General features: G+C 35.3%; 9 protein-coding genes. 7 read left to right on the top strand and 2 right to left on the bottom strand.

Going from position 1 to position 14,626, the window contains the following annotated elements:
• Positions 1-34: 34 nt before the first annotated feature.
• The 6 genes from Q5N69_RS06425 to Q5N69_RS06400 all read left to right on the top strand — a co-directional run bounded on the left by Q5N69_RS06425 (position 35) and on the right by Q5N69_RS06400 (position 11,227).
• Positions 35-4,510 (top strand): Ig-like domain-containing protein, encoded by a 4,476-nt coding sequence (locus tag Q5N69_RS06425; RefSeq protein ID WP_304368033.1) that lies wholly within the window; start codon positions 35-37, stop codon positions 4,508-4,510.
• A gap of 168 nt (positions 4,511-4,678) precedes the next feature.
• Entirely contained in the window at positions 4,679-5,551 is an 873-nt protein-coding gene (locus tag Q5N69_RS06420) for an MBL fold metallo-hydrolase (RefSeq protein WP_304368032.1), read from the top strand.
• Between the two features lie 67 nt (positions 5,552-5,618).
• On the top strand, positions 5,619-7,799 hold the full coding sequence (locus Q5N69_RS06415) for a CHASE2 domain-containing protein (protein ID WP_304368031.1): 2,181 nt from the start codon (positions 5,619-5,621) through the stop codon (positions 7,797-7,799).
• 6 nt (positions 7,800-7,805) lie between these two features.
• Positions 7,806-9,443 (top strand): HD domain-containing phosphohydrolase, encoded by a 1,638-nt coding sequence (locus Q5N69_RS06410; protein WP_304368030.1) that lies wholly within the window; start codon positions 7,806-7,808, stop codon positions 9,441-9,443.
• A 286-nt stretch (positions 9,444-9,729) separates the two neighbouring features.
• Positions 9,730-10,698 (top strand): cysteine synthase A, encoded by a 969-nt coding sequence (cysK, locus tag Q5N69_RS06405; RefSeq protein ID WP_304368029.1) that lies wholly within the window; start codon positions 9,730-9,732, stop codon positions 10,696-10,698.
• Positions 10,699-10,795: 97 nt separating this feature from the next.
• Entirely contained in the window at positions 10,796-11,227 is a 432-nt protein-coding gene (locus Q5N69_RS06400; protein WP_304368028.1) for a hypothetical protein, read from the top strand.
• 135 nt (positions 11,228-11,362) lie between these two features.
• Here Q5N69_RS06400 and ggt read toward each other — a convergent pair whose 3' ends face one another.
• Both ggt and Q5N69_RS06390 read right to left on the bottom strand, forming a co-directional pair.
• Positions 11,363-13,177, bottom strand: a complete 1,815-nt coding sequence (ggt, locus tag Q5N69_RS06395; RefSeq protein WP_304368027.1) for a gamma-glutamyltransferase — start codon at positions 13,175-13,177, stop codon at positions 11,363-11,365.
• A 35-nt stretch (positions 13,178-13,212) separates the two neighbouring features.
• Entirely contained in the window at positions 13,213-13,875 is a 663-nt protein-coding gene (locus Q5N69_RS06390; protein ID WP_304368026.1) for a tRNA-uridine aminocarboxypropyltransferase, read from the bottom strand.
• A 141-nt stretch (positions 13,876-14,016) separates the two neighbouring features.
• Here Q5N69_RS06390 and rrtA point away from each other — a divergent pair, with 141 nt between their 5' ends.
• On the top strand, positions 14,017-14,610 hold the full coding sequence (rrtA, locus tag Q5N69_RS06385) for a rhombosortase (RefSeq protein WP_304368025.1): 594 nt from the start codon (positions 14,017-14,019) through the stop codon (positions 14,608-14,610).
• Positions 14,611-14,626: the final 16 nt, after the last annotated feature.

Below are 14,626 nucleotides of genomic sequence, written 5' to 3'. Positions count from 1 at the left end.
TTCAGATATAAATATAAAAATTAGGACTTAATCAATGCGTCAATTCAGTATTATTACCTCAACATTAATAACTTCAAGCTTGCTACTTGCTGGCTGTGGAGGCGGTGAAAGTGACTCAGTTGAAGAAGTTACCAATAGCACTCCAGAAATCACATCACCTAGTATTACTTCACCTACTGTAACTTTGCCGACAACAAGCGAACAAAACGAGCCTGATATTGCTGACAACAACTCATTATCTCTAGTCGGTGTTGCAGCTAAAAATGAAATACAGGTACAAAAAGTCAGTGGTGTAATCAAACAACAAAACGCCATTGTTGATGCTGAATTTTCTAATGCGATTGGCGAATTTGTTTATAAAGGCCAAACAACCGACATTATTGGTAATGTTACATTTTCCGTTCACGTAAGTGATCCTGATGAAATAACAGACATATCTATATACTTACCTGATGTACAAATAACTATCGTTTTATGTTCTCAAAATTGTGGCTCAGAATACAGTGAGAATATTATAGGCTACAATCCTCAGTTATACGGATTGGCTGAAGGTACTTTAACAATAGAACTATTCGTTACAGATAGCGCACAAAACACAGCAAAATTAGACGCACAAACGGTTAATTGGCGCCCTATTAGTATTTCAGGAATAAACATTACTCGTGAAAATGACAAACTAGCTATAAACTGGAATGGCGAGGCATCTCTTCAACGTTACAACGTTTATGCCGCTACCGATCCCAATTTAACACCACTCAATGCCCTTACTTTAGAACATGGCGTACAACAACTAGCTATAACAGAAACCAGTATAGAAATTGATGATCAAGATCCTACAGAAAGTTATTACGTAGTGATCACAGGCATTGATGAGAATGGTGAAAGTGGTTTAAATGTACCGTTAAAAATAGCTTCAACCCTTGAAGTTGCCAATCAAGCACCTTATGCCGTTAACGACATAATTGAAGTTGATGAAGATTCTACTATTAGTTCAAATCTATTAACAAATGATATTGATCCTGAAAATAGTGGACTTACTCTCACCGCTATTTTAATACAACCATTTAATGGTATTTTAACCAGTCAAACAAACGGTGAAATTACTTATACCCCGAATACAAATTTTAACGGAAGTGACAGTTTTACTTATCAAATTTCTGATGACGAAGGAAACTTAGCTCAAGCAAATGTATCTATCATCGTAAATAATGTTAATGACTCACCTAGCGCAGCTAATGACAGTTTTGGTCTTGATTTTGATCAAACATTTACATCAGATTCAGGCGCTTTAATTGCAAATGATCTAGATATAGATGGTGATTTTCTTTTTGTTAATACTGTTGCTGTAACAGAGCCCTTACATGGTGCTTTACAATTAAATTCTGATGGTAGTTTTACGTATTCAGATAATGGAACATTTATAGGCAGTGATAGTTTTCAGTACCAAGTAACAGATAACAAAGGTGGAACAAGCACAGCAACAGTTACATTATTAATTTCTAGTGAAAATATAACACCTGTCGCAGTAAGCGACACTTATGAGATTGATGAAGATGAAACCTTAATTGTTCGTCTAGAAAATAGTATTTTAATTAATGATACTGATCCCAACAATCTTGAATTAACACTTAATAATAGTCTTATCACAACAACTTCAAATGGCGAATTAAATGTAAGCGAAGACGGTACATTTACTTATATACCGGAGACCAATTTTTATGGGCTTGACAGTTTTCAATATGAGATAATGAATTCATTAGGTGAAACATCACAAGCTTTTGTTAGTATTATAGTTAAGCCAGTTACTGATATTCCAGTAGCGAACATTGATAGCTATCAAATAGATGAAGATAACATTCTAGATATTGCCGTTGATGAAGGTTTATTAGCTAACGACTCGAGTATTGATGGTGGAACATTAACAGTTAATCAATCACCATTTGTTAAACCACAGCAAGGTAGTGTTTTATTAAATTCAGACGGTAGTTTTATTTATACACCTAACAGTGATTATCAAGGTTCTGATTCATTCACTTATCAAATACTTAACACAAGTGGCCTTTCATCAACAGCACAAGCAAGTATTACAGTAAACGCAATTAATGATGCACCACAAGCGGTAAATGACAACGCACAAACAAACTCTGAAACACGACTTGCAATTAATGTTATCAGTAATGACATCGATGTTGATGGTGATAATTTAACAATAATTGATGCTTCAACATTAGCTGAGTTTGGAACTGTATCCATAGATACAGTAAGCAATATTTTATTTTATACCCCTGTAACAACTTTCGGAGATGTAGCTGTAATTAACTACACAATAGCTGATACTGAAGGGGTAGAAAGTAGTGCTACCGTGCAAGTAACAGTTAATATAGTTGGTTCTTCAAATAGTGACCCTGTTGCTCTTGCTGATTTTTATTCATTAAATGAAGATACTCTACTAACAGATAATACCTTGTTAGATAACGACTCTGACTCTGATGGTGGAACTTTATCTATATTAACCACCCCATTAAATAATGTTTCCAATGGTATATTAATACTAGGTGAAGATGGCACATTCACTTACACTCCTAAAGCTAACTTTAGTGGTACTGATAGTTTTACTTATAGATTAACAGACGGCCAAGGTGGCTTTACTAGTGCTCAAGTCACATTAACAGTGAATCCAGTTAATGACCTCCCTATTGCGGTGTTTGATACTTACACTATGCTAGAAAACACTAGCCTTACTGTTATAGCTTCCGACTTTAATGCTTTATTAGTCAATGATAGTGATTCTGACGAAGACAATTTAACAGTTAATGTAAGTGCAAGTACGAATCCAACTTCAGGTAGTTTATCTATTGATACTGATGGTGAATTTACTTATACCCCTGATACAGACTTCTTTGGTGTTGATACATTTAACTACCAATTAGAAGATGGTAATGGGGGATCTGTTACAGGTTCAGTAAGTATTACCGTTATTAATGTTAATACTGCACCAAAAGCCATCCCAGATAATTACAATATGATTGAAGGTAATGTTCTAAATGGCGATACTGTGCTTGATAATGATAAGGATGCTGATAATGATGTATTAACTCTTGATACTTCATTTCTATCTGAACCTTCTGATGGCGTTGTTATTTTCTTAGAAGACGGTAGCTTTACTTATACGCCAAATATAGGTTTCTTTGGATCAGACAGATTTAGTTATGTAGTAGATGACGGTAATGGTGGACAAGATGAAGGATTAATTAATATAAGCGTATCGGCAGATCCTGATACTCAAGGTAATCCATTAGCGAGAACAGATAATTATGTAATTGATGAAGACTTTTCATTAATGGAAACAACACTTTTAGATAACGATGTTGTTAACCAAAATAAGAGTTCTGATACCAGTATATTAACTGTTTCATTAGCACCAGTAACGGCTGCAAGCAATGGCAGCCTGATACTTTTTAGTGATGGCTCGTTTACTTACACTCCAGAACTAAATTACTACGGTAATGATTCATTTTCATATCAAGTCACTAATATTTACAACAAATCAGCAACTGCAACAGTTAACCTTACTATTAACCCTATTGATGACGCACCTATTGCTATCGACGACGTTTTTACAGTAGAAATGAACAGTGGTCAAAATATAGGTGACTTTTTACTCGACAATGATAGTGATCCTGAAAACCTGCATTTAGAAATTAATGAAAACCCATTTGTTGATACTGAAAATGGTAAATTAACATTAGGTAAACATGGTGACTTTGAATACACACCCGACACTGGCTATATTGGTACAGATCAATTTATTTATGAATTAGCTGATCAAGGTGGAAATACTGATTTAGCCACAGTCACTATAACGGTTACAGCGCCATTAGATAATCAATTTGGAAATGATTCTCCGGTAACAACCTCTGACTTTTATTCTATGGTTCAATACACAACGCTCAATGCATCAAGTGTACTCAACAACGATACCGATGCTGATGGTGATACATTAACTATAGATACTTCTTTCGTGTCTTCGCCATTGTATGGTGCTGTCATATTTAATGGTGATGGAACTTTTATTTATACCCCTGATTTTGGTTATGTCGGTTCAGACATTTTTACTTATAAAGCTATTGATAATAATGGCGGTGAAAGTGAAGGAATAGTAAATATAGTGGTTGAACCTAATACCTCAACAATTTTACAGCCTTTTGCTCGTGATGATTATTACACGGTTGAAGAAGAAGGAACGTTAAATGGAAGTTCAATACTAGATAATGACGATGCTGTAGGCTTAGTTGTACTTGGAATAACTATAGGCGAATTACCATTTATAGTAACGCAACAACAAGATGTTGAGCATGGGACTCTTTATTTAGACAGTGACGGTGAATTTACTTACACACCAGACGATGACTTTGTAGGGGAAGACACATTTATTTATTCAGTTTCACATACAGGTCTAACTACATCTTCTGCCATTGTTCACATAACAGTAACTGATGATGATGATTAAGCATTGTAAAGTTTAGTTCAGGCAATGAGTAATAATAAAAATAGATTAAATATAAATATTTTATAATGGCGAAACACTAGAAGGATAGACTACTGCTTACCTATCTAGAAAATAAGTGTAACTTTTTAGCCATAATAACCATGACGAATAATTAATGGTATTAACATAATGAAAATAGAATTTTATGGCGTTAGAGGTTCAATGCCAACTCCCGGAGAAAATACCGTTGTATATGGCGGCAATACTTCGTGCGTCTATCTTGAATTAAGTAACGGTAACAATGTTATTTTAGATTCAGGTACAGGAATTGCTAAACTTAACGGCAAATTTAAAAGTTACAAACGCCCTATCCATTTATTAGTTACCCATAATCACTGGGATCATATTCAAGGTTTTCCTTATTTCGCGCCAATTTATAGTGAAAACACAACAATTGAAATAATAACGGGCATCACCGATAGTAATGACACTGATATGATATTAAAGCAGATGTCAGGGTCTAATCACCCAATAAAATACGACCAACTCCCTTCAAAAATCACATTAAATACCGAACTTGCTCACCAGAAAGAATTTTCACTAAATACTTTTAAAGTCACGACACAAGCACTTAATCACCCAGATGGCGGTACAGCTTATTGTTTACAAGGTGATGGCCAAAAAGTTGCCTATGTTACAGATAATGAACTTAAACCACCTTATACAGAATCAAGCACTTGGGATGAATGGGTAGCGTTTATTAAAGATGCCGATGTACTCATACACGATGCACAATATACCAACAAAGATTTACCTCTAAAGCATGGTTGGGGACACAGTACTTATGAACAAGTGGCTGAACTAGCATTGCAAGCAAATGTAAAAAAATTGTTTATTATAAGTCACGATCCTTCAGCTACAGACACTGAATTAGAAGACCATGAAAAAGAATTACAACATAAATTAAAAAACACTCTCAGTATTACTTGGGCAAAAGAAGGTTCTTCATATTTAGTAGACACTCAAGTCCTTGGTACTGTTACCAGCAAAAGAGCTCAATAAAACGTTCATGTTCTTTATTAACCTATACCAATCAATGCGTTCAAGATTTTACACCACCCGTTTTTTTATGGGCATGTGTATAACTTGTTTAGTCATTGGCCTTCAATTTATTAACCTATCGCAAGTACAAGGTTTTTTAGAACGTATTGAAGGCATGCTTTACGATTTGCGTTTAAATACCACTCTTAGCACTGATGAAAGGCAGTTTGATGAACAAATAGTTATTATTGATATTGATGAAAAAAGCATGCAAGAACAAGGACGCTACCCTTGGAGCAGAAGTAAAGTCGCCCAGTTAGTTGAGAAGCTACACGAAGCTGGTGTACTGGTTATCGCATTCGATATATTTTTTGCCGAACCAGAGCGTAACCCTGTTGATGAAATACTTAATAACAACAAAAAATTAGACAATAAATTAATCGATCAAATAACGGCCCTTTCCAGCTCAGTTGACGCTGACACCATATTCTCAAATACCTTAAGCGATTCTGAAGTTATTTTAGGTTTCTTATTTGATAACGAAGCAAAAACAATAGGCTATTTACCCGACACTTCCATTGTTTGGCAGAAAAATCAATACGACACCTCTCAAGTAGAATCTTTCGATAAAGTATTGGGGAATATAGAACAGCTACAAACATCGGCGATTGGTGCCGGTTTTATTAATTCATTACCAGAAAGCGATGGTTTCATCAGAAAAGCCTCGCTTGTACTTAACTATAATAACACCTTATATCCTTCATTAGCGCTAGAAGCGGCTCGTGTATACACACTTAACGATTCAATAAATGCAATTACAGAGTCAAGCCAAAATATCTCTTGGTTACAAGGTTTAAGTTTTGGTAAACATATAATTCCAACCAACGAAAAAGGCCAAGTGATCATCCCGTTTAGAGGTGAAGCACGTAGCTTTGAATATATTTCGGCAACCGACGTGTTAAATGAAAGATTAGCTGAAGGTTACCTTGAAGGTGCTATTGCCTTTGTCGGCACATCAGCGGTTGGTTTAGCTGACTTACGAACAACTTCGGTAGGTGTTCAATACCCTGGAGTTGAAGTACACGCTAACGTGTTTGAAAGCTTAATTCATCCGGAAATTATTCCTGTAGAACCTGACATCGGCTTAGCACTGTCATTATTAATGTTGGCGTTTACAGGTATCATTCTTTCTTTTTCAATGACCAAGCAAACACCCGGTAATATAGTACTGATTTGTTTAGTATTTATTATCATACACATTAGTATTAATTGGTACTTGTGGAGTGCTTTAAAAGTTAGCTTACCTTTATTTCAAAACCTATTACTTATCACCTTGTTAACCCTTTATTATGCAGCTATTGGTTTTATGATAGAAAGTTACAAACGTAAAAACATTAAAGGTATGTTTAACCAATATGTACCTCCAGCCTACATAGATAAACTTATCAAACAAGGTAAAAACTTAGAGCTAAAAAGTGAAAAAAGAAATATGTCAGTATTGTTCGCCGACATAAGAAGCTTCACTGATTTATCAGAAAACTTTACACCTGAAGAGTTAACTGAATTTATGCAAATTTACTTAACTGACGTCACCTCTATTATTTTTGAAAACCAAGGCACAATTGATAAATATGTAGGCGACATGGTAATGGCATTTTGGAATGCCCCACTAGATGACGAAGACCATGCAACACACGCTGTTATTACCGCTTTGAAAATGATTCAAGCAACTAAAAAATTATCTGTTATATTTAATAAAAGAGATTGGCCAAGTGTCAATATTGGCGTGGGTATTAGTTCTGGCGATATGAACGTTGGTGATATGGGTTCAACTTATCGTAAAGCTTATACGGTACTGGGCGATGAAGTTAATTTAGGATCTCGTATTGAGTCATTAACTAAGTTCTACGGTGTAGATATATTATTCACTGAAAAAACATTCAACCAATTAGTACCCAATAAAATTGTCTGTAGGCAAATTGATAAAATTAAAGTGAAAGGGAAAAATCAAGCAGTAACCGTTTATCAACCTTTAGCTTTTGTAGAAGAAACCAACCAAGAAACAGAGCAAAATTTACGACTGCATCAAGAAGGTATTAATGCTTATAACCAGGGACAATGGGATTTAGCTGTCCAACTATTTACACAATTAAAACAAAATGAATTTTATACAACAACTATTTATGATATATATTTAAATAGGTTAGCATCATTAAAAGATAATCCTCCCAAGGAATGGGATGGTACATACACCCATCAATCAAAATAGTGACTTATGAATAAAAAAGTTTTAGACGAGACAGTTTTCCAACACCTGCTTAAAATTAGTATTGAATTAAGTAGTGAAGAAAACACTGAAGTATTGATGGAAAAAATCCTTATTGCAGCAATGACTATTTCTAATGCTGATGCGGGTTCAATCTATATGGTTAATCAATCAAAAGAGATTGAATTTCGAACTATTATCAATACAAGCCTAAAGATGCATTTAGGTGGAAGTTCTAATAAACCTATTACTTTTCCAAGTATTCCTTTATACATTGACGACCAACCAAATAAGTCGGCCATGGTAGCTCATGCGGTTAATAGTGGTAAAGTGATTAACATCAAGGATGTTTATGACGAATTGCCTTATGATTTAAGCGCTGCACGACGGATTGATAAAGATACAGGTTATCGAACCCAATCTATGCTCACCTTCCCTTTAAAAGATCATATTGGTGATACCATAGGTGCAATACAAATAATCAATGCACAACAAGAAACGCCTGAAGGCGAATTAAAAACTGTAGAATTTACAGCTGATGTTGAAACACAAATACTATCTTTCGCATCTCTTGGGGCAATTGCATTAACCAATAAAGCCTTGATATCTAACATGGAGTTGTTATTTGAGTCATTCGCCAAAACAATAGCATCCGTTATTGATGAAAAATCACCTCATACGGGTGGTCATTGTAAAAGAGTGCCCGAGTTAACTTTATTAATTGCCGATGCCGTACATAATGAAAATAAAGGCCCACTAGCAGATTTCATATTAACGGAACAAGATAGGCATCAACTTAACATCGCTGGTTGGTTACATGATTGTGGAAAAATAGCGACACCAGAACATATCATTGACAAATCAACTAAACTTCAAACAATTTTTGATCGCATTAACTTTATAGATACAAAGTTTGAAATAGCTAAACGTGATATTGATTTACTTCATCAACAAAAAGTTATTACTGCTTTAAAAGCGGGTAAAACAATTGAAGTAAAGCAGCTTGAAAGAGGTTGTATGGTAAAACATAAACAGCTCAATTTAGATAAAGCTTTTATACAAAAAATAAACATTGGTGGTGAGTTCTTATCTGATATTGATGAAGCTCAAATTAATAAAATAGCTAATCGTTATACAATTGAAATTAATGGAATTAAAGTCCCCATTCTTAATGATGATGAAATAGAAAACCTTTCTATAAAACGCGGCACACTTAACGATGAAGAGCGTTTAATTATTCAACATCATATGGTAGTAACTAGCAATATCCTAGAAGCATTGCCTTTCCCTAAGCATCTTTCAAAAGTTGCTGAATTCGCTCTAGGTCATCACGAAACAATGGACGGTAAAGGCTATCCTAAAGGCTTAACCAAGGAACAAATGTCTGTACCTGCCAGGCTAATGGCTATTGCTGATATTTTTGAAGCCTTGTCTGCATCAGACAGACCTTACAAAAAAGCAAAACCGGTAAGTGAATGTTTAAACATTATAGGTAATCTCGTTGTAAAAAATCATCTTGATGGCGATATATTTACCATTTTTGTTCGTTCAAAGGTTTACGAAAAATACATCAACAAATTTGCAAATCCAGAACAACTAGATGACTTCGATATTGAAAGCATTCCAGGATTAATTACATATTCTTAATTTTAAATTTATATAAATAATTACTTTTTAAATAGATTCTTATAATTAATTCTCATCGTGATAAATAAACTATAAATTTATACTTTATGTATCATCATATTTATCTATTCAATTTATCCCGTATATCTTATAACTAAATATCACTTCTTTTTTATTCATAAGCATATAATCTTAACGGGTAAATTTTTTACGAGTAATATCATTCGTTAAAGATAAAAAATTAATACCAAATAAAGTGCTGTTAAGTCAGAATCAAAACTTAAAGCCACATTGATAGGAAATTAGCATGACAAATATATTTGAAGATAACTCGCTTTCAGTAGGTAACACACCACTTGTAAAGCTTAATCGCGTAACAACAGGTAACGTTTTCGCCAAAGTAGAAGCAAGAAACCCAAGCTTCAGCGTTAAATGTCGTATTGGCGCAAATATGATTTGGGATGCAGAGAAAAAAGGTTTACTAAGTCCTGGTAAAAACATTGTAGAGCCTACCAGTGGTAACACAGGTATTGCATTAGCATTTGTTGCTGCTGCTCGTGGTTACGGCATTACTCTAACTATGCCAAGCACGATGAGCTTAGAGCGTCGTAAACTTTTAGCCGCGTTAGGTGCTAAAGTTGAACTAACTGACGGCGCTAAAGGTATGAATGGTGCCATTGCTAAAGCACAAGAAATCAGAGATGCAGATCCTGAAAACACAATTCTTTTAGGACAGTTTGATAACCCAGCAAACCCTGAGATCCACGAGAAAACAACTGGCCCTGAAATCTGGAAAGATACTGACGGTAACGTTGATATTTTTGTTGCTGGTGTTGGTACTGGTGGAACAATTACAGGTACAAGTCGTTACCTTAAAAGTGTATCAGACAAACCAATGTTAGCTGTAGCTGTAGAACCTACTGACTCACCGGTAATTTCACAAAAATTAGCGGGCGAAGAATTAAAGCCTGGTCCTCATAAAATTCAAGGTATTGGGGCTGGTTTCATTCCTGGTAACTTAGATCTAGATATTATTGACGCTGTAGAGCAAGTATCTAACGAAGATGCTATGGCAATGGCACATCGTCTAATGAAAGAAGAAGGTATTTTAGCAGGTATTTCTTCAGGCGCTGCAGTGGTAGCGGCTAAACGCTTAGCTGAAAAGCCAGAAAACAAAGACAAAAATATTGTGGTTATATTACCAAGTTCAGCTGAACGTTACTTATCGAGTGCGTTATTTACAGACACATTTTCTGATAAAGAACTTGTTCAATAATAGCTAAAACAAATATTGATAAAGGCGCGAAAGCGCCTTTTTTATTATCAAAAATATCCCTACAATGAATTATGTTACTTCATTTCATAAGGACATTATGAGCATTATAAAATATATACTACTAAGTTTAGCCATACTAACTGCTGGATGTAATCAAGATAAAGACGATATTACCGTTATCGACAATCCAGAGTTAGTTACCATCGCGTTTTTTAATGCTTTATATAATGAGAAAGATATTAAAAAAGCTGCAAGTGTATGTGCACCTAAATTATCAAGAATAATACTCCACTATAAATCTACACAAGCGGTAGGTAGACATCTATTTAACATGCAATTTGATAAAGTAGAAGTAGCCCCCGATAGCAGTGGCGTTAAAGTTCGCGAACAATTTAAAGACGCAGCTACAATTACAGTATTTTTATCGGGTACTTATCTCGGGGATAAGGTAAAAGACGTTAAACGGTTATCGCTAGTTCAAGTAGATGATAAATGGATCATTGATAAAATCCTCAAAGACCCGTTTTAAATAATCGAACACCTCTTAACAAAAAAATATCTATTCTCTAAATACAAAAAAGCTCGAACATAATGTTCGAGCTTTTGTTTTTTCTAGGCACTCACTTTATATATTTCCCAAGCTAGGCCTTATTTAATAAAATCACTACTGTCCTAACACTTTACCTTCACGTCTAGGGTCTGCTCCACCTTGTAAGCCATTCTCAAGCACTTTAATACCATGTAAACCACTGTTCAAGTCACGTATAGCAACCTTGTGTCCCATAGCTTCTAAAGTAGGTGCTAAGGCTTCTATCGAAGTTCCTCTTTCAAGGGTTGTAGTATCATTACGATTAGTAACATTAGGTAAGTTAATCGCTTCTTGTAACGACAAGTCCCAATCTAAAACACCTACAATAGCTTTGGCTACGTAGTTGATAATTCTGCTACCACCTGGTGAACCAATAACTAATTTCAGATTGTTGTCTTGATCAAATACCATAGTTGGCGCCATTGAACTTCTTGGACGTTTAAAAGCTTCAACTCGGTTTGCTACCCATTTACCATCTTGCTTCGGTGATAATGAAAAGTCAGTTAATTGATTATTTAAAATAAAACCTTCAACCATAACCGCTGAGCCAAAAGCCATTTCTATACTTGTAGTCATCGATATTGAGTTACCTTCAGCATCAATAATTGAAACATGACTCGTATTCGGGCGTTCAATAGCATTATCTAACCCCATTGCTAGTGCACCTTTTGGTTCACCTGCTTTGGCTTTGCCCATATCTTTATCTAAACTAATTAACTTAGCTCGCTCAGCCAAATAGCTTGCATCAATTAATCCAGCAACAGGAATATCTGCAAAGGCAGGATCAGCAATATATTTTTCTCTGTCAGCAAACGCCAGCTTTGAACTTTGCGTAAATAAATGTAGAGCTTCAGTACTGTTAGGAGCTTGGCTAGCTAAATCAAAATGACTTAAAACACCTAACATTTGAATAATAGCAACACCACCAGAACTTGGCGGTGCCATACCACACACATTATAAATTTTATAAGCACCACATACCGCATCTATCTGATTCGGTTTGTAGCGACTTAAATCACTAAGCGCTAAACGCCCCGGAGCAATTTCAGAGTTTTGCACTTTATCGACAATCTTCTTTGCGATCCAACCGTCATAAAATACTGAAATACCTTCAGCTGAAATACTTTTGTATACAGCTGCTAGCTTAGGGTTCTTTAATAAGTCTCCTGCTTTTATAGCTTCTCCGTTAGGGTAAAAGTAATTATGTATTTCTGGTAATTTCAACACACCAGGGTTGTAAGCTAAATCAATCAACTTAGCTAAGCGTGGTGAAACAATAAAACCATCTTCTGCTAGTTTAATCGCATCATCAAACAACTCGCTCCAAGCTAATTTCCCGTATTGCTGATGAGCTTTATATAAAGCAGCTAAAACACCTGGTGTACCAACAGAGCGTCCACCTACTACGGCTTTTATCCATGGAACAGCTTCACCATTTTCATCTAAAAACAAATCAGATGTAGCAGACTCAGGCGCGGTTTCTCTACCATCAAAAGTCGTTAAGTTTTTATTCGCTTTATCCCAATGTAAAATAAATGCCCCACCACCAATACCTGACGATTGAGGCTCAACTAGCGTTAATACTAATTGCACGGCAATAGCCGCATCAACAGCACTACCACCTTTAGCTAATACATTATATCCCGCTCGGCTTGCGTAAGGATTTGCCGCAGACACCATAAACTTTTTAGTAAAAACATCATTATTTTCAATTAACCCTGTTGCAGCTTCAGGCTCACGATCTTCCCTAACTAACTTTGTTGCTGCACTCTGAGTTACCTGTGTTGCAGAACTTTTTGATGTGTTTTGTGCTGGATCACTATGGCTACCACATGACGAGATCATGAAAAGTGCACTAAAGATAAGTGATTGTTTGAATGGTGAAATCATAACTTTCCTTATTAACGAACTACTTAATTAATGAGCTAGTTGCTTGGCTTAAACGACAATTGAAAATCATTAAACTGACTAAAACTATTGAGCAATGGTTGGTATTTTTTTGCATTATTCTCTAATAAGAGCAATGCGTAAGTACAAGCTTCTAAAGAAGATAAAGCCTGGTCTTTTTGAGTTTTTCTAATACGGTAATCACCTTGAATATGATCAGGTAATTTAAAATGAGGAATAGCATGCAAAGCCTCATTAACCATGTACATTTTGTAAGACTTTTTCCACGTACCATCGATCAAAATAAGACACTTTGGTAAGCGTGTTTTGCAACCTACAGAGTCTTGTTCTTTAACCTCATCTGCATCAAGCGTATTTGAGTTTGAAACCGCAAGATCTGATATGAAAGTCTCAGGTGAAGCAATAACTTCAGCGTTTTCACTTGGATACAAAAGTACTATATCATTTTCATAACGAGATAAAAGATCGACAAAGGCTTCGTTGCCCGAAAAATTTTCACCTATAATAATGTCACAATTTGTTAATGAATTAGCCAACAAAGTTACGGTACCTTTGGTTTGGCTTACTTCAGTTGGATGCTGAAGCACAACAACATGGATCTCATTATTAATTTCGGTAAATAAATGACAAATACAACCTACTTTTGCCCTTAAACATACACTACAACATTCTCGTTTCATCGTATTAGTACTTTAATTCCACATATCACCTATTCATCGCACAGGTGTATTTCACATATAATAGGTATACTATCAAAATAATTTCCTATTACCGTATTCATTCACACAAAAGAATACTAAAAATTAAGTTTAAATATTTATATGCTCACAATTAAATCACTTCCGATAAAAAAGCATCAAATCGCCCTGCCTTTGCTTGTTATCGTTTTATCGACCCTAGCTTTTTTCTTTAACTCAGACATATTACCTTTTCATCGAGAGTTATTTATCCAAGGTGAATTTTGGCGAGGTTTTACTGGGCATTTTCTACATACTAATTTTAATCACTACGCGCTAAATATAAGTGCGGTTGTTTTACTGTGGGCGTTACATGGGCAATATTATAATTTCCTCAATTACTCAGTAGTTTTTATAGTTTCAGCGATCACCACTAGTTTTGGTATTTACGTATTCTCACCTGAAATTATGCAATATGTTGGCTTGTCAGGCGTTTTACATGGCATATTTATATGGGGAGCGATAAAGGACATTGAACATCACGATAAAACCGGTTTTATCCTACTTATCGCGGTTGTTGGTAAAGTAACACACGAGCAAGTCAATGGCGCCAGCGAAAGTGTTGCATCACTCATTTCAGCCAATGTAGCGATAGATGCGCATTTATGGGGAATGTTTGGTGGTGCGCTAATTGGGATAGTTAGCTTAGTTCGTTATTATAAATCAGGAAAAGTATAACTCGGTTCATGCTTCT

Origin of the sequence: Pseudocolwellia sp. AS88, assembly GCF_030551755.1 — a bacterium.
In the GTDB taxonomy this organism is placed as follows: domain Bacteria; phylum Pseudomonadota; class Gammaproteobacteria; order Enterobacterales; family Alteromonadaceae; genus Pseudocolwellia.
Note: the sequence above shows the minus strand (reverse complement) of the source record. Positions and strands in the feature narration are given on the sequence as shown.

Excerpts from the sequence above, each read along its gene's own strand:
- Q5N69_RS06390 (WP_304368026.1), bottom strand. The coding sequence starts at position 13,875 with ATGAAACGAGAATGTTGTAGTGTATGTTTAAGGGCAAAAGTAGGTTGT.
- Q5N69_RS06400 (WP_304368028.1), top strand. The coding sequence starts at position 10,796 with ATGAGCATTATAAAATATATACTACTAAGTTTAGCCATACTAACTGCT.
- Q5N69_RS06425 (WP_304368033.1), top strand. The coding sequence starts at position 35 with ATGCGTCAATTCAGTATTATTACCTCAACATTAATAACTTCAAGCTTG.
- Q5N69_RS06420 (WP_304368032.1), top strand. The coding sequence starts at position 4,679 with ATGAAAATAGAATTTTATGGCGTTAGAGGTTCAATGCCAACTCCCGGA.
- cysK (WP_304368029.1), top strand. The coding sequence starts at position 9,730 with ATGACAAATATATTTGAAGATAACTCGCTTTCAGTAGGTAACACACCA.
- ggt (WP_304368027.1), bottom strand. The coding sequence starts at position 13,177 with ATGATTTCACCATTCAAACAATCACTTATCTTTAGTGCACTTTTCATG.
- Q5N69_RS06410 (WP_304368030.1), top strand. The coding sequence starts at position 7,806 with ATGAATAAAAAAGTTTTAGACGAGACAGTTTTCCAACACCTGCTTAAA.
- Q5N69_RS06415 (WP_304368031.1), top strand. The coding sequence starts at position 5,619 with ATGGGCATGTGTATAACTTGTTTAGTCATTGGCCTTCAATTTATTAAC.
- rrtA (WP_304368025.1), top strand. The coding sequence starts at position 14,017 with ATGCTCACAATTAAATCACTTCCGATAAAAAAGCATCAAATCGCCCTG.